Origin of the sequence: Olsenella uli DSM 7084 (assembly GCF_000143845.1) — a bacterium.
Classification (GTDB): Bacteria; Actinomycetota; Coriobacteriia; order Coriobacteriales; family Atopobiaceae; genus Olsenella; species Olsenella uli.
Genome location: NC_014363.1, coordinates 252,720 through 273,197, shown reverse-complemented (window position 1 = coordinate 273,197; position 20,478 = coordinate 252,720). Strand labels below are relative to the sequence as shown.

At 62.1% G+C, this 20,478-nt stretch carries 12 protein-coding genes; 6 read left to right on the top strand and 6 right to left on the bottom strand.

Going from position 1 to position 20,478, the window contains the following annotated elements; genetic code table 11:
- Window positions 1-337: 337 nt before the first annotated feature.
- Window positions 338-7,366, top strand: a complete 7,029-nt coding sequence (locus OLSU_RS09820; protein WP_013251110.1) for an MBG domain-containing protein — start codon at window positions 338-340, stop codon at window positions 7,364-7,366.
- A gap of 404 nt (window positions 7,367-7,770) precedes the next feature.
- On the opposite strand, the gene OLSU_RS01165 is transcribed toward OLSU_RS09820, so the two are convergent.
- Window positions 7,771-8,802 (bottom strand): Fic family protein, encoded by a 1,032-nt coding sequence (locus OLSU_RS01165; protein WP_201781603.1) that lies wholly within the window; start codon window positions 8,800-8,802, stop codon window positions 7,771-7,773.
- Window positions 8,803-8,929: 127 nt separating this feature from the next.
- Here OLSU_RS01165 and OLSU_RS01160 point away from each other — a divergent pair, with 127 nt between their 5' ends.
- The 4 genes from OLSU_RS01160 to OLSU_RS01145 all read left to right on the top strand — a co-directional run bounded on the left by OLSU_RS01160 (window position 8,930) and on the right by OLSU_RS01145 (window position 12,636).
- The gene (locus tag OLSU_RS01160) at window positions 8,930-9,532 is read left to right on the top strand and encodes a TetR/AcrR family transcriptional regulator (protein ID WP_013251108.1); all 603 of its coding nucleotides are present in this window, start codon (window positions 8,930-8,932) and stop codon (window positions 9,530-9,532) included.
- A 235-nt stretch (window positions 9,533-9,767) separates the two neighbouring features.
- A complete protein-coding gene (locus OLSU_RS01155) occupies window positions 9,768-10,364 on the top strand; it encodes an MptD family putative ECF transporter S component (protein WP_013251107.1) in 597 nt (198 codons plus the stop codon).
- Window positions 10,361-11,113 carry an energy-coupling factor transporter transmembrane component T gene (locus OLSU_RS01150; RefSeq protein WP_013251106.1) on the top strand — a complete coding sequence of 251 codons (753 nt, stop codon included), beginning with the start codon at window positions 10,361-10,363 and terminating at the stop codon, window positions 11,111-11,113. Before OLSU_RS01155 ends, OLSU_RS01150 begins: the two co-directional genes overlap by 4 nt.
- A 5-nt stretch (window positions 11,114-11,118) precedes the next feature.
- Window positions 11,119-12,636: an ABC transporter ATP-binding protein gene (locus OLSU_RS01145; protein WP_013251105.1), complete on the top strand. Its 1,518-nt coding sequence runs from the start codon at window positions 11,119-11,121 to the stop codon at window positions 12,634-12,636.
- Here the strand turns inward: OLSU_RS01145 and OLSU_RS01140 are convergent, their stop codons facing one another.
- The 5 genes from OLSU_RS01140 to OLSU_RS01120 form a co-directional block, all read right to left on the bottom strand.
- Complete coding sequence (locus tag OLSU_RS01140; RefSeq protein ID WP_013251104.1) at window positions 12,637-14,358, bottom strand: ABC transporter ATP-binding protein; 1,722 nt, start codon at window positions 14,356-14,358, stop codon at window positions 12,637-12,639. It lies immediately after the preceding gene.
- Window positions 14,348-16,123 carry an ABC transporter ATP-binding protein gene (locus OLSU_RS01135; protein WP_013251103.1) on the bottom strand — a complete coding sequence of 592 codons (1,776 nt, stop codon included), beginning with the start codon at window positions 16,121-16,123 and terminating at the stop codon, window positions 14,348-14,350. The genes OLSU_RS01140 and OLSU_RS01135 overlap by 11 nt, the downstream gene beginning before the upstream one ends.
- 11 nt (window positions 16,124-16,134) lie before the next feature.
- Window positions 16,135-17,631, bottom strand: coding sequence for an ABC transporter ATP-binding protein (locus OLSU_RS01130; protein ID WP_013251102.1), 1,497 nt, complete (start codon window positions 17,629-17,631; stop codon window positions 16,135-16,137).
- Window positions 17,628-18,320: an energy-coupling factor transporter transmembrane component T gene (locus tag OLSU_RS01125; RefSeq protein WP_236697237.1), complete on the bottom strand. Its 693-nt coding sequence runs from the start codon at window positions 18,318-18,320 to the stop codon at window positions 17,628-17,630. The genes OLSU_RS01130 and OLSU_RS01125 overlap by 4 nt, the downstream gene beginning before the upstream one ends.
- Window positions 18,321-18,393: 73 nt before the next feature.
- Window positions 18,394-19,011, bottom strand: coding sequence for an MptD family putative ECF transporter S component (locus tag OLSU_RS01120; protein ID WP_013251100.1), 618 nt, complete (start codon window positions 19,009-19,011; stop codon window positions 18,394-18,396).
- A gap of 144 nt (window positions 19,012-19,155) precedes the next feature.
- Here OLSU_RS01120 and OLSU_RS01115 point away from each other — a divergent pair, with 144 nt between their 5' ends.
- Window positions 19,156-20,115: a helix-turn-helix transcriptional regulator gene (locus OLSU_RS01115; RefSeq protein WP_013251099.1), complete on the top strand. Its 960-nt coding sequence runs from the start codon at window positions 19,156-19,158 to the stop codon at window positions 20,113-20,115.
- Window positions 20,116-20,478: the final 363 nt, after the last annotated feature.

The following is a 20,478-nucleotide window of genomic DNA, read 5'->3' as shown; positions in this document are numbered from 1 at the left end:
ATCCCGCCGGGCCATGACTGCCACGAGACGGATATGCAGATAGTTTCGTCAGCCGAGCGTAGCTAGGCCCCCTATCGTCAAGTGCATTTCCCTTTGTCGATATGCCTTGCGTCCCCTAGGCTCTGCCGAGTCGCGGCCTTCGCAGTTTCGAAAAGGCATGCAGCGAGGCTCCTGGGAGGCGATTGGGCTACTTCAGCCCCGCCGACTATCTGCAAAGTGTGGGGATCAAATTGATCGAGTTCCCAGGCATGCCGGCATCCGAGCCTTTCGAACTTAAACCTGCCTTTACATTGTAAAATCATTCTCTGACAGAGATGCCTTTTTGGGGGTAGATTTCATGCAGCTCATCAAGATGGGCAGAGCAGTGGTTTTCGCGGCACTGCTGAGTCTTTTCATGGTGGCCGTCTCGCCGAACATGGCGTTGGCGTCAGACGTTACGATCGATTTCGACGATACCGATAAGGACTACACCGCGGACAATCCGTCTGACGTGTATTACGTCAAGGGCGAAAGCCACGACCACAACCTGACGGTAAAGGGCGGTACCGAGGACGACCCGATCGTAGTGCACCTGCAGAACCTACTGCTTGACATGTCGGACGAAGACAAGTCCGCCGTCAACGTCGAGAGCGGCTCGTACGCGAAGATCATGCTGGACGATGGCTGCACCGCCACGCTTAAGGGCGGTGCCAAACATGGCTTTGCGATTGATGACTACGGCCGCGCGGCATTGCGCACGGCGGGGTCTCACGTGACCATCACAGGTCCGGGAACGCTGAATGCCCATGGTCGCGACGATTCGAAGAGCGGGACGTCCGGTTCCGATGGCGGTGCGGGCATCGGCGGCTCGCATAACGAGGGCTGCGGCACGCTTGCGATTTCCGACGTCGATGGCGCTCCGACCATTAACGCTCACGGGTCGGGCCAAGCCGCGGCCATCGGCACGGGCGACGACTACAAGTCCGGCAATGACGACGCCCATTGGGACGAAAACGACTGCATCGCCATAACGGGTGGCACCGTGGACGCGGACGTTCCTGAAAAAGACGGCGCCGCCATCGGCACCGGCCGCGACTCCGACCTTGGCTCTATCAAGATCACGGGTGCCCCCATTGTGACGGCCAAGACCACGCATGAGGACGCAGCGGCTATCGGCGCCGCGTACAAGGGTTCGGTAGGTTCGATCGAGATAGACATCACAGGCGGCTCGATCACCGCCACGGCCGAGGGCGACGACTCTGCGGGCATCGGCACCTCGGACGGCTCGCCCAAGGATGATGGGCGCGTCGGTTCCATTTCCATCACGACATCCGGCACGGCCAGCGTGACGGCTCGTGCGCACGAAGAGGCAGCCGGCATCGGCTTGACCGTCGGCGCAGAGCTCGGAACCATTACCGTTTCCGCCAAGGGCGAAAGCACCATCTCCGCATATGGCGGAGAGTCCGGCGCGGGCATCGGCGGCGCTGCGGGCAATTATCCAACGGGCAAGAGCCCCATCAAGATCTCGACCGCAGATTCGGCCACCATCAACGCACAAGGTGGAGAAAACGGCGCGGGCATCGGTTCGGGCAATGGCGAATCGGGCGAAATCGAGATCGCCATGGACGGCGGCACCATCAACGCAAAGGGCACGAACGACGGTGCAGGCATCGGATCGGGCAACGACGAGTCCGGAGCGATCTCCATCTCCGGAACGGGCACGATAAACGCCGAAGGTGACGACTATGCGTCCGGCATCGGGTCTGCCGATGCGGAATCCGCCGGTGCGATTACCATAGAAGGCGCTGCCGGCGGCCGCAAGCTGATCGTAAACGCAACGTCCTACAGAAACAGCGGCAACGACCATCCGGATTGCTGCGCGGCAATCGGCGGTGGCAGCGGAGATGTCGGTGACATCACCCTGAAAAACGCAACCATCACAGCTACGCCATCCACGCATGCGGCAGCAATCGGAACCGCCGAACATGGCGATATCGGCACGATCACGATCGATAACTGCGACATCAAGACTCAAGAGCGCGACAAGGACGGATATGCCATAACCAACGGCAAGGGTCGGCAAGTGGGTATCGGCGCCACCGGACAAAGGAGCGATGTCGGATCCATTGTCATTTCCGACACGGATTACGTGGGAACCTGCATCGGCGTGGGCTACCATGGCGACGTGCGGACCATCACCATTACGGACAGCAACATCACGGCCACCCCCGTCCAGCCCGTTTTGGCTAAAAACGACGAGGGCGAAGCCGCAACCGGCATCGGTGCCGGCCTTGAAGGTAGCGCCGGCAGCATCAGCATTACCGGTTCCACCGTTGTGGCGAACGGCATCAGCGGAGGTCCGGGCATTGGCAACGGCGGTGCGCTCAATGAGGCGGCCACCGATATCACGGCCATACACAATGGCAGCACAGGCTCCATTGTCATCGACGATTCAACGGTGACGGCCACCGGTTCCGTTGGCGGCGAAAGCAAGGTGCAGGCACCGCCCCCTAATGAAGGCATCTGGGTTTACTACATTGCCGCGTCTCCCGGCATCGGGTGCGGCGGGAATTCGCATGTGGACAAGATCGCTATCAAGGGCAGCACCGTCACATCGACTGCAGGCAGCGACAAATACAAGGGCGCCGCAGGCATCGGCGCGGGTTCGTTTGCGAACTGCGGGCCTATAGAGATTTCCGATTCCACGGTTGTCGCAACGGGCAAGCATACGGGCGCGGGCATCGGCTCGGGCGGCATCGATACTCGTATGCTTGAGGTGTATGACGTTAGCGAGGGCATCGCCAACATCATCAAGACGGCTGGAATCAAGACGAGCACCATCTCGATCGCCGATTCCAACGTGACGGCTCATGGCGGAAGCTATGGCGGCGCAGGCATCGGCGGCGCCCGCAACGGCTCGGTCGACGGAGACATCACGATCGCGGACAGCGTGGTCGACGCCAAGGGCGGAGGGGATGGCGCCGGCATCGGCGCGAGTCGCCGAGAGACCGCTGTCACGGGTTCCCTCTACATGGATCATACGATTGCCATTTCGGGTGCAAGCCAAGTGACGGCAACGGGCGGCGATCGCAGTGCGGGCATCGGCGGATCCTTCGGCGCGGCGGTCAGAGCGATAGACATCTCCCTCGCCACGATCCAGGACCCGGAAGTTCCCAGCAACCATGGGTTCACCAATTTCGTTAAGGCAACGGGCGGCAAAGGTGCCGCCGGCATCGGTTCGGGCGCAGCGACCGAGGGGGCTGTACAGCCCGGCTCCGAAGGCGTGTCGGTTGCCGTTTCAGGTGGATACGTATACGCCAAGGGTGGTGGGAGCGGAGCCGGTGCTGCGGGAGCAGGCCCCGGCATCGGCGTGGGCGCCGCACGTTCGGGTAAGTCGCATAGCGACAGGATCAACGGATTCACGGTGATCGGCGGCTATGTCGAAGCAGTTGCAGGCGGCTCCGGCGCTGACGATATCGGTTGCGGCGTCGGTACTGAAAACAAGGGTACCGGTGTCTGGAACGTAACGGGTGGCACCATTCTTGCCGATACATGGAACGTCGATACGCCGATCATCGATGGCGGAAGCATCAGCGCTCAGCTGACGGGCGCCAAGAACTCCGCTGACGAACGCGTGTATCAAACCACGCTGAAGGCGATCGCACCCAACGTACCCGTTGATCCGGATGGCATCGCGACCGTTGCGCGTTACGGAACGAACGATATGTACTCGCACTTCGACAGTTCGCGCGTATGGCCGTATCTGCCTGCATCCGACGTAGGTGCGCAACACGTCACCCTGTACTACTCGCGCTTCGGTGACGGCATCCCGGAAAGCGAGTACTTCTGGGGCACCACCAAGACGGACGGCTCCGGCTGGCTGAAGACGGGCGGCACGGCCGAGTTCATTCCGCCTTCGAAGAAGATCACCGTGGGCAATCCCTTCACGCTCAGCCTCGACGATGCATCGCTGGGCGATACGGGCTGGACGTTCACGTCCACGGGCGCCGCAAGCGTTGCGGGTGCGGCATCGACCGCATCTCCTGGCGCGAGCGTCGATATGACCGCTACGGCGGCAGGTCCGTATACGGTTACCGCCGAGAGCACGACCGCTGATCAGGATGATGAGCGTTATTGGAACCATAAGGCAACCTATACCGGCAACGTAGAGGCCATCGATACGTTCATCAGCTTCATGAATTCGCCCTCGAAAACGTATGACGGACAGCCGGCGGCACATCCTGAGGTCTATACGAACAGTCCTGGTGATGTGAGTTTGAGATATAAAGGGCACACGGCATCCGGCAAGACGTACAACGCGGTCGTGCCTCCGACCGAAGCGGGAGACTACACCGTGACGGCAAAGGTGGCTGCGTCAGGCTGCTATTCCGAAGCGAGCATAAGTGAGGACTTCGTGATTTCGCCTGCGCCGACCGCTGTCGTCTTGACGGCGCACGAGTCCGGCGCCGCCTCCGCCGTGACAGCCACGGTTTCAGGGCTGCATGAGGCTGCCGGCAGCGTGACGTTTACCGTCGAGGGTTCGAGCGAAACGCGCGTGGTCGATGTCGCGGCGGGGCCCGACAATACGTATACGGCTCAATTCACAGTCGAGAACGTGCCTGCGGGAACGTACAAGATAAGCGCTACGTTCGCTTCTCCCAATTACGTGACGTCTCAGACCGAGCGCACCTTTGACAAGGAGAAGAGCGTTCGCACGTTAGACGTGGATTCACCGTACGGCAAGACGTATGGCGATGCCGACTTCAAGCTTTCCGCCCAGGCCGTCCCCGCTACCGATCATGACGTTTGGACGTACGAGGTCGTCGATGATGGAAAGGAGGCGGTCGTTGCCGTCGACGACGAGGGCAACGTTTCGATCAAGCATGCCGGCCACGCCCTTGTGAAGGTCACGCTGACGGACGGCACGGACGGTCTGTATGAACCGGCCGAGGCGATCGTCGAGATCAGCGTTGCCAAAAAGGCGATCACCGTTGCGTCTCAGCTGATGGATGAAGCGGGAAGCACGCCTCAGGCAAGCGTCGTGTACGGTTCCATCCCGACTGACCCTTCCCGCTACGTGCTTTCAATCGGTAACGCCACGGACGCTGAAGCTGCTCGCATACGCGACGCACTTGCAGCGCAGCCTTTGGATGCGGCGACGCCTGCGGGCACGGCTGTCGTCAAGATCGCCAGGCGCACGGCCGGCGCAGGCGGCGGAGGTGGCACAAGCGCAACGTATGACCTGGCGGACTACCGGCTTACGCTGACGCAGGCCCACGTGCAGGTTGCCAAGCGCAGCGTCGTGATTTCGGCAGCCGACGCGACGGGCGTATACGGCGGGGTGGAACCCGCATATTCGCTCACGTATGACGCCGGCTTGCCCGCCAACCGGCAAGCGGATGCGGGAATGGCTTCGTTTGATACCGTGACCAGCATGTTCACCACCGCTCCCGCGGTTTCGGGCCCGGATGGGTTCGCGGATCTTGATGCAGGCACGTACGAGGGCAAAATTGCGGCTGCCGGCGGCGAATCCGCCAACTACAACGTGACGTTCGCCCCTGGTACGCTGACGGTCACGCCGGCTTCGCTTCGCGATGCATCGCGCGTGTCCGTGGGCCAGGTCGACCCGGTGGTCTACGACGGCCGCGCACATACCGTCGCCAAATCCGACATCCAGGTAACTGATACGAAAGCGGGCGCAAGCTCCGCTTCGCCCTTATCCGAATCCGACTACGACGTGGCGGTTGCGGGAGATGCGACGAATGCCGGCACCGCTCTCGCGGTGGTGACGGGCACAGGCAACTATACGGGGTCCGTGGTGCGCAGGCTCGAGATCCTGCCGGCGGAGCTTGCCATCAAGACGCCCAGTGCGACCAAGCTGTACGACGGGTCTGCGCTCACTGCCGAAGGCAGCATGAGCGGCCTTGTGGCGGGCGAGACGGCTACGTTCAAGACTACAGGCACCCAGACCGAGGCGGGATCGTCTCCCAACAGCTACGAGCTGACGTGGGACGGCACCGCCAACCGCATGAATTACCGCGCGAACGTGGATGTGGGCACGCTCACGGTCTTGGGGAACGACATCTCGGGCTTCAGCGTAAGCGCCCCGGATGACGTGACGTATGACGGCCGGTCGCACAAGCAGACCATGACCGTGACGGGCGAGGACGGCCGTAAGCTTGTTGCAGGCACCGACTACACGCTTTCCTACGACGGCGACACCACCAACGCAGGCAGCGTGACGGTGACGGCTACGGGCGCGGGTGCGTATACGGGCGAGGTTTCTGCGACGTACGAGATCAAGCCGGCTCGTTTGCTGATCGAGACCACCTCGGCAGCCAAAGCGTACGACGGAAGTCCGCTGGTGGGCTCGGCGTCCATGGACGGCCTGATAGGCTCCGAGACCGCGACCCTTACGGCCACGGGCACCCTGACCGATCCGGGCTCGACTCCTGATACCTATACGTTGACGTGGGACGGGACCGCCAAAGAGCAGAACTACCGCATACGCGACAAGGTCGGCACGCTGACGGTTGAGGCATCCGACGCACTTGCGGTCACGGCCGGCAACTACTCGGCCGTCTATGACGGCCAGACCCACGCGGCCGAATGCACCGCCAACGTGGACGGCGCCACGTTCGAGTACAGCGTGGATGGCGGAGCCACGTGGAGCACTACCACTCCCTCCATCAAAGACGTCGGCGAGGTGGACTATACCGTTCGCGCCTCCGCATTCGGCTACAACGCCAAGACCGCCGAGGGCAAGCTTGTCGTGACGGCGCCTGACGAACCCGTGACTGTGGTGGTGGCCGCCGACAACCTGGTCAAGCCTGTCGGCGCGAAAGACCCGGAGTTCACCGCTCAGGTAGTCGGCACGCTGGGTTCCGATACCGTTGAATACGAATTCTCCCGTGAGGAAGGCGAGGTCGAGGGCGTCTATCGGATCACCGTCACAGGCGATAGCGTTCAGGGCGTCTACAACGTGGTCTACGTGCCTGGGACGTTGACCATCACGAATGATGCTCTGCCGATGCGCACCATCACCTTCGACCTTGGTGGCGGCACGCTTAACGGCAGCGAAGGTCCGATTGTTTGGCGGGTGCGCGAAGGCCAAGTGATCAAGCTGCCTGAAGCCCCCGTTCGCGACGGTTACAGGTTTGTCGAATGGCACGGTTCCAGCTACCAGCCAGGAGATGAATACCAGGTTGAAGGCGACCATACGTTCACAGCGGCGTGGCACGCCCAGGCCCCTGCGGCTGCAGTCGATCAGGTTGCACGGCGTATAGCGGATACAGGTGATGCGACTCCGGTTACGGCCATAGCGCTTGTTGCAGTCGCTGCACTCGTAATCATCGTTGTTGCTCGCCGTTGCTCGCCGCGAGAATAAATAGTGACAGACTTGCTGTGGCTGACCGATTCTAGACACGCTTTTAATGGAGCTGACAGCGCTGGCGCTACAGTCGGTTTACGGGTCGAGAGGGATGGGGTGTTCGAGTCGATGTGACCGTATCCGGTGGTCGTGCGCACCCAGCATGCACCGATGATTTCTCCGTCGACTTCGGCCACAAGCGCGCGGTCGCCTGGCAGGGCTCCAAGCTCTTCGAAAGCCGCTCGGCACTTGGGGTCGTCGTGGATGATGCCGCGCGGGATTTCTCCCTCAAAACCCTCGGGGATGGATATCGCCTCATAGGGGAAGTCTTCGAGCAACGCGCATTCGCATTGCGCGATGCGCCTGATGCGATAGTCCATATGCCAATTCCTGCCTGTCCATAACGGCACGCAATCCATTCCCTATTCCCCAACAACCCAGATGCCCGATCTGGGACTTCCTTGTCTTGAGAGAACGCCTTCTTCTTTCAGTTCGGCAACAATGCGCTCGGCGCTTCGCTTCGAACATCCGAGGTTCTCCGCAAGCTGGGAGATGTTTCCGCCGCCATGCTCCCTGAAGAAGTCGAGCACCCTTGCCCGTGTCAGCTCCCTCTCGTTTGCAGGCTTGGAGAACGGCAGGATCGAATCCCTGATCACCTCCAGCATGAACTCGACGAATCGTTCGCTCGACCCGATGGCGTCGGATTTCGCCAAAGCCTCGTAATAGCCCGCCTGCCGCCGCCTGATCGTGCTTTCTATGGGAAGCCATGCGAGCGCAGGTCTCCATTTCGACAGGAGCAGCGTGTGCCATAGCCTTCCCGTCCTTCCATTTCCGTCGGAGAAGGGGTGGCAGAACTCGAACTCGAAGTGAAAGACACAGGAGGCAAGCAAAGGGTGCATGCTCGTCTCTTCCAGCCAACCGAAGATATCGGCCATCACTTCGGGGACGTAGGCCGCAGGAGTGCCTGCGTGGATAAGAGCGTCGCCGTCGAACACGCCGACATTGCCTCCGCGGAAACGGCCCGCCTCGGAAACCAGGCCGTCCATCATGGTGCGGTGCGCTCTCAGCAGGTCGTCGATGGAGTGCGGATTCAGTTCGGGGATGAGGTCGTAGGCGCGTTTGGCGTTCTCGACCTCTAGGATGTCGTGGATGTCGCCGAGGACGCGCTTCCCGTCGATGATCGCGGTCACGGTCTTCTCATCGAGCTTGTTTCCCTCGATCATGAGGGAGGAGCGGATCGTCTTGATCCTGAGCTCTCGGTGCAGGGTGGGGCTTTTCGCCAGGGGCGCTTGCGGGGAGAGCATGCCCACGAGCTCTGCGATCTCCATGCAGAGCGTATCTATTGCGTCGTTGCGTTCGAATGGCGGTTCGTATGGCATACCCCGTCCTTTCATTACCGCCATTATTATACCGACAATGGCGGTAATCAGGCGTTCGTCCGATCTTGCATCCATGCAGCATGCGCCGTCGTTGGCAGCAATTTGACAGCAATAGTTAGTCTAGGATAACCTTAGACCGACATTCGTTCTGCTCTTTAATGTACAGCTATCCGCATCGAGCGAAGGATCGGAAGGGTTACGCGTGAAGAGGAACAGCAAGAAACCGGCCGAACGGCGCAAGGAGCTTGTGGACGCGGCCGCACATCTCTTCGCGGAGAAGGGCTATGAGAACGCGTCGGTCCGCGACATCTTGGATGCCGTCGGGGGCGCGCCGGGCATGTTCTACTACTACTTCAAGTCGAAGCAGGATATCTACGTCGCCGTCATGGAGGATTTCATCTCCGAGCGCATGAGCCGCAAGTGCGAGATCATGGAGGACGACGAGCGGTCGTTCGACGAGAGAATCTCCGTGCTGCGCAGCCTTGTCGAGGATGATGTCGACGAGTATGTCAGGTCATTCGACCCTGAGCCGGGGGAATCGGTTCCCGATGCCTCGTACAAGCTTTGGGACATGGTCCAGATGCTCGATCGCATGGCAGGCCCTTACGCCAAGCTCATGCTCGAGGGCGTGCGAACCGAAAAGATAAAGAACCGTCTCGGCGTGAACGAGGAGAGCGCCGAGGCGTGTGCGCTGTTCGTGCTCTATGGGCTTTGGGGCGTCATGTATAACGGGCGCTTCGCTCCGGAGTGCGGGCAGCATTCCCCCGAAGAGGCCTTCGAGATAGCGCAGGAGCTGTTTCATTGACGGAGGTGAGCGGAAAGCAGACGTCGCGAGCGGCGAGTGAGGCCGATCATTCCACGGCGGGAGCATCCGAGAGGACGCTCCCGCCGGTGCGTTTAACGGGAAATCGGAACGAATTCGTTCTGGACGGTAGGAAGGAGCTTACGAGTGACGCGTATACGCGGTGCAACGATGACGGATTCCACAGGCCAATCGACTGCAGCATCTTGATTTGACAGCCTAGAGAAAGGAAATCGACATGGATTCTCAGAAGAAGCACAGCTCATCGAGGGGAGCTATATCGGCCGGCGTGTTCATTGCCCTCTACCTGGCGGTCTACGTCATCATCGGCGTCGCATGCATGCCGGTTCCGATCCTGTTCCTGCTCATGCCGGAGCTCGTCGCGCTGGTCGCGGCGCCCGTCTACCATACGATGCTCTCCAAGTCGCCTTCGGGCACGCCCATCTTCATCGCCGCCATCCTGCCGAGCCTCATTCTCATCGCCTCGGGCCACATCCCCATCGCACCCCTCGTCTCGGTTCCCGTCGGCATCGCGGCCGTGCTCATCGCCCGCAAGGGGCAGTACAAGAGCTTCAGATGGAACGCTGCAAGCCATGCCGTCTTTTCGTGGAACCTGCTTGGCGGCTTCGTGCCCATCTGGTTCATGCGCGACTACTTCTTCCAGGATACGTTCGAGCGTGGTATGAGCGCTGACTTCTGCGATACTCTCTATGCGCTCACTCCCGATTGGATGTTTCTTGCGATGATGCTTGCCATCGTCGTCTTCTCGCTGGCAGGGTCGCTGATCGCGCGCAAGCTGCTGGCGGGCAGGCTCGAGAGCGCCGGGATCCTGTGAGCGTTCTTGACAGGATTTACGGCAAGCGGCGCGAGCATCAAGGGCTCAGGTTCGACCCGCGAACGAAGCTGGCCCTGCTCGTGCTGCTCGACATAGCCGTGTTCCTCGGGCGATCGCTGCCGTACGAATGCGCGGTCTTTCTCATATGCGCCCTGCTCGTGGCCGTCGGCGGCATGGCCGGCGTCTCGTTTCGCTCCTGCGTGGCATTCGCCCTGCTCGTGGCCTTGCAGCACGTGATCGGGCCCGTGATGGGCCAGAGCTTGGCGCTGTCCCTTGCGCAGTTTCTAGCGGTGGCGGTTCGCAAAGTCCTGCCGTGCGTCCTTGTCGCGTATTGGGTCGTGGAGACGACCGGTGTCGGCGAATTCTCGGCGGCGCTGTGGAAGAGCAGGGTGCCGCGGAACGCCATCGTCACGACATCGGTGATATTCCGCTGCTTTCCGACGATCGGCGAGGAGTGGCGTGCGATACGGTCGGCCATGAAGATGAGGGGTATCGGGACGGGGCCGTCCGCCTGGATCGTTCATCCCGTCCGTACGTTGGTCTGCCTCTATGTGCCGCTCTTCGCCTCGGTGGCGACGATAAGCGACGAGCTTGCGGCTGCGGCCCTGTGCCGCGGCCTGGACGACCCGGGACCGCACACCAGCCTGTCCGAGATAGGCTTTCATGCCCAGGACCGGATCGTCCTTGCGCTCGTGGCCGCAGGCGTGCTGGTCGTGACGGCATTCGCCCTCGCCGGAAAGGGGTTTTGAGTCCGATGGAGGAGTCTGCGGTCTCGTTAGCCGATGTCACGTTCTCGTATAGAGGCGCCGGCGTCCCGAGCCTCTCGTCTCTGTCGCTCGATGTGGCAGCAGGCGAATGCGTTCTTCTGTGCGGCAAGAGCGGCTGTGGAAAATCCACCGTCCTTCGCCTGCTGAACGGCATGATTCCCGAGTTCTACGATGGCGAGGCGAGCGGGAAGGTGGAAGTCGCCGGCATGGACCCCGCATCGTGCCCGCAGTACGAGATCGCCCGCAGCGTGGGAACCGTTTTCCAGAACCCGCGCACGCAGTTCTATACCCTTAATACCACGAGCGAGGTGGCCTTCGGTTGCGAGAATCAAGGACTGGAGCGCGCAGAGATTGTTCGAAGAGTCGGCAACGCGGCAGAAGAACTGGGAATAGAAAGCCTCATGAATCGCAGCATCTTCCAGCTCTCGGGCGGTGAGAAGCAGCGTCTTGCCGTCGCGAGCGTCTATGCCTCGGACCCTGATGTGTTCCTTCTGGACGAGCCGTCGGCGAACCTCGACTTTCCTGCGATTCGTGAGTTGCAGCGCATCCTGAGCCTGCTGAAGGCGAAGGGAAAGACGATCCTCGTTGCCGAGCATCGCACCTGGTACCTCGAAGGCATCGCCGATCGTGCGGTCTACCTTGACGGCGGGAGGGTCGCCGGCAGCTACGCCATGGAGGAGCTTGCCGGCCTTACCCGCGAGCAGCGCCTTGAGACGGGCATACGACCTGTGAGGCTGGATGCGTTCGACATCCCGAGGACAAGCGCGCCGACAGAGCCCCCGTGTTCCTGCGAGATTCATCTTCGCGATCTCGCGTTCTCGTACTCCCGGCGCTCTGAGTGCTCCCTTTCCGTCGGCGACGCACGGTTCGGCGCGGGCCACATCGAGATGATCGTGGGAGACAACGGGGCGGGAAAGTCGACCCTCGCCTCGGTGATATGCGGACTTGCCAAGGAGAGGCGCGGAACCATAGCGATTGGCGGTGCGTCGACCAAAGCGAGAAAGCGGCTGCCGATCAGCTACGAGGTGATGCAGGAAGTCAACCATCAGCTGTTCTGCGACAGCGTCGAGGACGAGGTCGTCCTCGGGGCGGCTCGGCCCGATGCTTCCGCTCTGGAGTCGGTGCTTGACCGGATGGATCTTCGGGATGTGAGGGACCGCCATCCTCTGACGTTGTCGGGCGGGCAGAAGCAGCGCTGCGCCATAGCAGCCGCCGTGTTCTGCGGAAAGAGGGTGATCGCGTTCGATGAGCCGACGAGCGGGCTTGATTACGCCCACATGGCGCAGACGGCGGAGTTGCTGAGGGAACTGGCCGGCACCGGGATATTCGTTCTCGTCGTGACGCACGACTACGAACTTGCGCGGATCATCGGAGACCGGGTGACCGAGATGAGAGGGGGCGGGGTCGCCGGCCAATACGATCTCGACGAGGAAGGCGTCTTGCGCCTGCGCACGTTCTTCGGGATCGGGTCGCCGTTTTCTTGCCGACGCGAGGGCGGCATCTAGCTACCCGTTGCTCGATGCCGCCCACATGCGGGCGTACTTGCCGCCGAGCACCATGAGCTCGTCGTGGCATCCCAGCTCAGCGACTCGTCCGCCGTCGATGACGGCGATCTGGTCGGCCGTGCGCACAATGGGCAGCGTGTGAGCCACCATCACCACGGTCTTGCGGTGGGCGAGCAAGTTTGCGACGGCCTCGCGCACGGCGAGCTCGTTTTCTATGTCGAGGTTCGATGTGGCCTCGTCCAAAAGCACGATGGGCGCATCGCGCAGGATGGCGCGGGCAATCGAAAGCCGCTGGCGCTCGCCGCCGGAGAGCTTGCCGCCCCTCTCGCCTATCCGCGTGTCGTAGCCTTGCGGCAGCGCTTGCACGAACGCGTCGGCGTTTGCCAGGCGGCACGCCTCGTGCACGTCCTCGTCGCTTGCAGAGGGGCGGGCGTAGCGCACGTTGTCCATCACCGAGTCGTCGAAGAGGAAGACGTCCTGGTCGACGAGCGCCACGTTGCGCAGCACGCTCTCGGGCGCAAAGCCGCTCGCATCCACGCCCCCGAAGCTCACTGTCCCGCTCTGGGGTCGGTACAGCTGGGCTACCAGGTTGAGCACCGTTGACTTGCCGCAGCCCGAATCGCCCACAAGCGCCGTCAGCCTTCCTTCGGGGATGGTCAGATCAAAGTCCTCGAGCACGGCCGGGCCATCCCCATAGGAGAACCCCACGTGCGCAAGCTCGATGCCCGTACCTTGCATAGGCATGTCGTCGAAACTGCCAGTCTCCTCAGGCTCTTCAAGCACGGACGCGATGTTGCGTCTGGCGATCTCGAGGTTGCGGTAGGCGGTCAGGTCGATGAACAGGGCGCTTCCGAGCTTGAGGGTGAACAGGGGCAACATGGCGATGAGCAAAAAAGATTCGACGGGCAGCGTCCCTGCCGTCCATGCGCTATAGCACATCCACACGAGGAGGGGCTGGGCAAGGCCCGCGAAGATGGACCATACGGCCCCGACCGGGATGATCGCTCGTTCGTATACGTAGCTCACGTGCGAGAACGCACGCATGCTCTCCACGATGGAGCGGTTGTGCACGCCCGCGACCCCGTAGGCGCGCAAGGTCTGCATGCCATCGACGTGTTCCATGATGGCGCTCGAACTGCTCGCGCGCACCTCGTCCTTGCGGGGTCCGAAGGCCCTGACTTGGCGCCACGAGAGCGCGACAGCGGGGACGAGCGATAGGAACGAGCATGCGATCACGATGCCAGCCGGCGCATAGAGCCAGAATGTGAACGCGCAGACCGTCGTCGCCAGCACCGCCCCTCTCACGATGTCACCCGTGCGGTGGGTGAGAATCTGCTCGTAATCGTTCACGTTGACTGTGAGCGCCTGCAGGTATTGCCCGCTCGAGCGCTTCGCGAAATGCGACAACGGGATGTGCTTGATGGCGTCGCCCAAGGCGATGCGCAGGTCGTGACTCACGTGGGCGCCGCCCACCTGCCCGCGTACGTATCCAAAGCGGTAGATTGCAAGACGCGCGGCGAAGACGACGACGAGCATCCCGGTGATCTGCAGAAGGGCAGCGAGCTCGACGGCGCCTGCGAACACCTGGTGCATCACCATCCAGATGAGCACGAAGTTCGCACCGCCGAGCAGGCCCTCTGCGATTGTGCAGATGCACGAGAGGTAGAAATCCCGGTTCTTCGCGAACGGGTTGCGTGCAGCATCCCGAGCCTTATCGGACATGGCGCCCCTCCTTTTCGCCGATGCGGTAGCTCATGGAGCGCGAGCGCGTCCAGGCGGCCCATGCGCTGCGGTAATAGGAGCTTGTCTCGAGCACGGCGTCGTGCGGACCCATGCAGGTGATGCGCCCGTCTTCCATCACGGCGACGGCGTCGCAGCCGTCAACCACGTCGAGTCGATGCGCCACGACGAGCACCGTCTTGCCTTCGCACAGGTTGTCGATCGCCCGGTCGATGAGCACCTGGTTTTCCGGGTCGGCGGCGCTTGTGGCTTCATCGAGGATCAGGATGGGGGCGTCTTTCAAGATGGCGCGGGCGATAGCGATGCGCTGGCGCTCTCCGCCGGAAAGGCGACCTCCCAACGTGCCCATGCGCGTGTCGTAGCCTTGCGGCAGCGCCTGGATGAAGTCGTCGGCCTGCGCGCGCCGCGCGGCCGCACGCACCTCGTCGAGCGTGGCATCCGATCCCATACGGATGTTTTCCAGGATGGTTCCGCTGGCAAGGAAGGTCTTCTGGAACACCGCCGACACGTGGGCCAGCAGGTCGTCGTAGTCGATGCGTCGCACGTCGATACCGCCGATGGAGACGCTGCCCGACGTCACGTCGTAGAAACGCCCTATCAGCTGGATGAGGGTCGACTTGCCCGAGCCGGACGCGCCCACGATGGCGATCCGCTCGCCCACCGCCACGTCGAGCGAGACATCGTGCAGCACCTCGGGCGCGTCATCGGCATAGGAGAACGACACTCCGTCGAGGCGGATGGAGGCGTCGTCAGGAAACGGAACGCCTCCGCCGAACACAGGGATATCCAAAAGCTCCTGAACGCGCTCGGCGCTGGCGGAGACTTGGGAGAGCTTGTTGGCGAAGCTCTGCAGGAGCCTTATCTCGGTGAGGTAGAGCGATCCGACGAACGCGAACAGAAGATAGGTGGAGACATCGATGGCGCCGTTCGTCAACATGAACGCCCCTGCCGGCACCATGATGAGCAACCCGGCTTCGATGATGATGACGTAGGAGGCGAATCCCGGGCCGGTCTTACGCGATATCTCGCACCACACGGCGTTTTCCTCGTCCACCGCCTTCCTGAAACGCCCGAATGAACGCGTGCCCATGTCGAGCGCCCTGACGGTGCGCATGCCGCTCACGTATTCCGCCATGACGGAGTTCATGTCCTCGAGCGACTTCGTCGCACGGCCCATGATCGAGCTCATGACCTTGAAAAGCGACACGAGCACCGCCAGCGCCGCAATGGCGGGGATGAGCGTGGCCAAGGCGAGCGGCACGTTCGCGAAGAGCAGGAAGGCGAAGGTCGCGACGGGCCCTGCGCCGTACATCAAGGCCTCGGGCAGGTTGTGCGCGAGCAGGAGCTCGAGGTTCTCCACGTCGTCGGAGAGCACCGTCTTGATCTTGCCCGTGCTGCGCTCGTCCATCTCGCCGAGCGGGGCCTTCGAGAGACGTTCGAGGATGCGGCAGCGCACGTCGAAGAGCGTCCCATAGGCGCCCTTGTGCGAAAGCGTGCCCGCGAAGGCGAAGAGGACGAAGCGCAGGGCTATTCCCACGGCGAGAATGGCGACGTCTACCGCTATCGCGTCGGCCGTGGCCGTGCCTCCGTAGACGGCGCTCATGACATCGAACACGGCGAGATAGGGCACTGCGACCAAGAGGCCCGACAGCGTGGCGCACACAACCGAGGCGACCAGGTACCTCCGGTGCCGCCCCGCCCACGCGAACACGAGGGCGACGGGGTCTGCCCCCCTCCTGATTTCCACGAAGATCCTCCTTACCGGGAAACGACCGAACCCATCAGAGCTTTCACGGCATCGAACTGCTCGGCGGTCGCGAGCGGAGCGCGTAGCGCGCCGTCTTCCACACACAGCACCCGGTCGCAGGCGCACGCGACGAGCTCCAGGTCGTGCGTTACCACCAGGAGCGCACGGCTCTGATCCGCGAGCCGTCTGAGCAGCCGGGCTATACGTCGCATGCCGTCGAGGTCGAGGCCACTCGTGGGCTCGTCGAACACGAGCACGCGCTTTCCTGCGGCGACGCACGCCGCGACGGCCAGACGCTGCTTCTGCCCGCCCGAGAGGGTGGCCGGGTGCCGATCGCCCAAGGCGACGAGGTCGAGCTCGGACAGGACGCGCGCAACGTCCACGCTCTCGGCCTTGCGCCGAGGCAGGCCGAAGGTCACCTCTTCGGTCGCGCTCTCGGCGAACAGCTGGTAGTTGACATCCTGGAACACCATCGACGAGACGCGCACGCGTTCCCTGCGCGCGGCGGTCGTGCCATTGAGCAGGATCTCTCCCCGCGTCCGACGCTCGAACCCGCACAATACCCGGCACAGCGTGGTCTTGCCCGCTCCGTTGCGGCCGACCAGCGCCGCGATTTCGCCCGCGCGCAGCTCCAGTGCCGCGCCGCGCAGGACGGGGGCCGCACCATAGGAGACCGAGAGAGCCCGCGTCGCGAGCAGCGCGTCGCCCGCGCGAGGGGAATCCGTGTTCACGGAAGGGTTCGCGCGCGGGGCTATCTCGCCTGTGCTGCGGGCGCGCAGCCCCATCCGTTCGACCTCCCGGGCGTCGAGCGACGCGAACTCCGCCGCTTCCATGACGCGCCCCACGCTCCCTTTCTCCAGGTACACGTACCTGTCGGCGATGTTGGCGAGCCAGGAGAGCCGGTGTTCGGCAACGAGAATCGCGCAGCCTCTTTCCTTGGCGTGTCCCACGAATGCCGTCATGGCGTCTATCGAGGTCAGATCGAGATTGCTCGTGGGCTCGTCCAGCAGTAGGTTCGCGGGATGTTGGGCCCAGATGCTCGCGTAGGCGATCTTCTGGCGTTCGCCGCCCGAAAGCTCGAAGATGCTGCGGTCTGCCAGCGTGGAAAGGCCAAGCTCCTCGAAGGTCTCGCTCACGCGGGGGCGGATCTTCCCTTCGGGCCACCCCGCGCTCTCCAGCCCAAACGCAACTTCGCCCGTGGTCTCCACGTTGAAGAACTGGGTGTGTGGGTTCTGGAAGAGCGAGCCCGTCCGCTGCGCTATCTCCCAGGTGGCAAGGTCGTCCACGTCGGTGCCGTCGAGCATGACGTGGCCGGTCTTCTCTCCTGGAAAGAAGCGAGGCACGAGGCCGTTTGCGAGTCTGAGCAGGGTCGACTTGCCGCAGCCCGACCGTCCGCAGAGCACGACGACTTCGCCGGGAGCAACGGACAGCGACACGTCCCTGACCCCCGCGTTATCGGCCGCGGGGGACGTGCCGTAGGAGAAGGAGACATGCCTGAAGGAGATCATGCGCCCGCCCTGATCACGAGCATGCTCGCAACGACGGCGAGGGATGCCGCGAACGTCAGGAGATCCGCGCGCCGCAGCTCTATATGCAGATAGCAGGTGCGCGCCACGGGGTTTTCAATGCCACGTGCCACGGCGGCCATGGAAAGCTCGTCGGCGGCGCGGCTCGCGCTCATGAGCAGGGGGACGTAGATGCAGTCGATGGTGCGCATCGGCGCCTGGATGAACCCCAGCGGGCTTGGCGATATGCCGCGCATGCGCATGGCGTCTTTGATGAACCCCCAGTCTTCGCGCACGGTCGGCACGTAGCGAAGGGCGACGGCCAGAGGAATCGTCACCGCACGGGGCACTCTCATCCGCGTCAGCGCGCTCATGAATTCGTCTATGTGCGTGGTCTTCACCGTGGCGTACGCCATGAGCCCGCAGGCGAACACCTTGCGCATCAGGAGAAGAAACGAGGAGAACATGGTGCGCAGGCCCACGTCATCCAAGTATGGGACGAACTGCGCGAGCGTTATGAACAGCGCATATAGAACGAGCATGGCCGCAGAGACCCGGAGCTGCCCCAACATGCTTCCAAAGGCGAAGGCAAATCCCATGAGCGCGAAGTCGCAAAGCATATTCGGTGCCAGCGCCACCGCGACGGCCATGGCGGCGATTGACGCGAGCTTGGCGCGTGGATCGAGGCGCACGCCCCTCCCCGGCGTCCCATCTCTTCTCAGGGATGCTCCAGGAATCTTCCGCGTTTTGGGCATACGCGTGCGCCTAGGCTGTGATTCCGGCTTTTTCAAACTGGCGGTGCAGCAGGCGCATACCCAGAAGCCCGCTTATGATGGCGCAGGCCACGGTGGCAAGCACCATCGCAGGCAGCATCCAGTCGGTCGCCGTGGACATCATCGTGTCCATATAGGCTTGCTCGGCTCCTTTGCCCACCAGGTATGAAGCATAGCCCGTCGGGTTGGCCCAGAGCATAAGATAGGATCCCATGGGGGAAAGCGAGTAGACGACGAACGCCGTGAAGTTGAGCGCCTTGCTCCTGAACCGGCCGATGCCGGCTATGATATCGGCAGCTATGCCCAGGACGACGCAGGCCACCGCCCAGCCCCAGTACATGCCCGTCGCAAAAAGGAGCAGCCCCTCGACGACGCCCACGACGATGAGCGGCCCGTGCTTGGGCACCTTGGCAATGAGCAGAAGGTAGATCGGTCCGGTGAGCAAGGCCACCGCAGCCGGCATCCAGAATGTGAGCACGGGGTTGGGGGCGAAGAACGCGCCGCCCACCATCATGAACACCAGGTAGAGCGCCGTGAATATGCCCACCGTGACAAGGTCCCGTGCCGCAAGCCTTCCCGTGCCCTTCCCCGCTGTTTCTTGCTGGCCCATCTCTGTCCTTTCAAAAAATATTAGCTTTGGCTATCTTTATCTTGCGAGTATATGTTTGAGCATGGTCTATCGGGTATTTAGGCTGATTTTCCGTCTGATCGACGTGAAGTCCTGTCTCAACGCCACATGACGAAGGGACGGAAAATGGAGAAGGCGTTTCAGGAGAAGATGTTGGGAGATACCGGCTTCTCGCCCGTGCCGTCGCCCGATGGCTTCGAAGAGCTGTGGAGATCGTACCGGTCTGGGCAGGGCGCATGTCGAGGATGGTTTCATTTCCTGTCGCCTCAAGAAGCCGATTGGAGCATCAGCATCCACGACTTCGTCATGGACGACGACTTCGTCATGAGTTCCGAGACCTCTGACTATCTCACGATCACATGCTTCAAGTCGATTTCAGGAGAGGAGTTCAACCCCTACCGCAAGCTCAGGCCGAACAGCCTCTGGGGCCAGAGCTTCAAGGGAGAGCCATGGAAGGGCATTGCGCATGCCGGCATACCCGTTCAAAGCATCTCAATCGAGGTGTCGCATGAGTTTTCCAGGCGGTTCCTCGAAAAAGAGTATCCCGGCGGGTTCGCGAGCGTCGAGGAAGCGTTCGTCTCGCTCGGAAACGATGGGGAGCATCTGGAATTGAAGGCTCTCCTCGCCAAGCTATGGCCTGTGCCCGGTGGTCAGAGCCACAGCGCGCTGTACTACGAGGGTAAGGTCCTCGAGGCGATGGGGCTTATCGTGGAAGGCACGAGGCAGCCGCGCGCAAGCACCCGCAAGCCCGTCAGCTCATCTGACTGGGCGAGGATCCAGGATGTCGTGCGCTATATCGACGACCACTGCTCGTCTGTCCTGCGCATTGCCGACCTGTCGGCCATAGCCTGCATGAGCCCCACCAAATTCAAGGAGACGTTCAAGAAGGCGAATGGCAAGACTGTGACGGGCTATGTCCAGGAACGGAGGATGTCGCAGGCCGAACTTCTGCTCAGACAGCCTGATCTCACCATCGAGCAGATCGCGCGCTCTGTAGGTTACACGTGCACAAGCCGTTTCTCGGAGCTGTTCAGGCGTGAGGTCGGTATGCTCCCCAGCGAGTATCGCAAAACGCTCCGGCCCTGAGGGCTCACAAGAGGCCCTGGAGTTTTTGAAACTTGCTTAAGCTCGGCATCCGTCTCATCCGGGCCCTTAAGTCTTAGCCTACCTGTGCTTGCATCGATCTGACCTGTGAAAGCGCCTGCGGTTCCTTCAAGGGTAACGGTGATCTTGCCGTCACCGTCAACAGTCCAAGTAAATGGTTTCCGTACACCGAAGCGAATGAACGAACCGGTGCCGTCTTCAGCGAAATTAAAGGCATATATTGCCTGGAACTATTCGCTGATCTTAGAGTATCCTGCCTCGGTCATAGTGCCTTGCTTGGGATCATAAATATCATATGCCTCCCAAACGCCTACGACTTGTTCGGCTGAACTGTTGCTCTCAGCG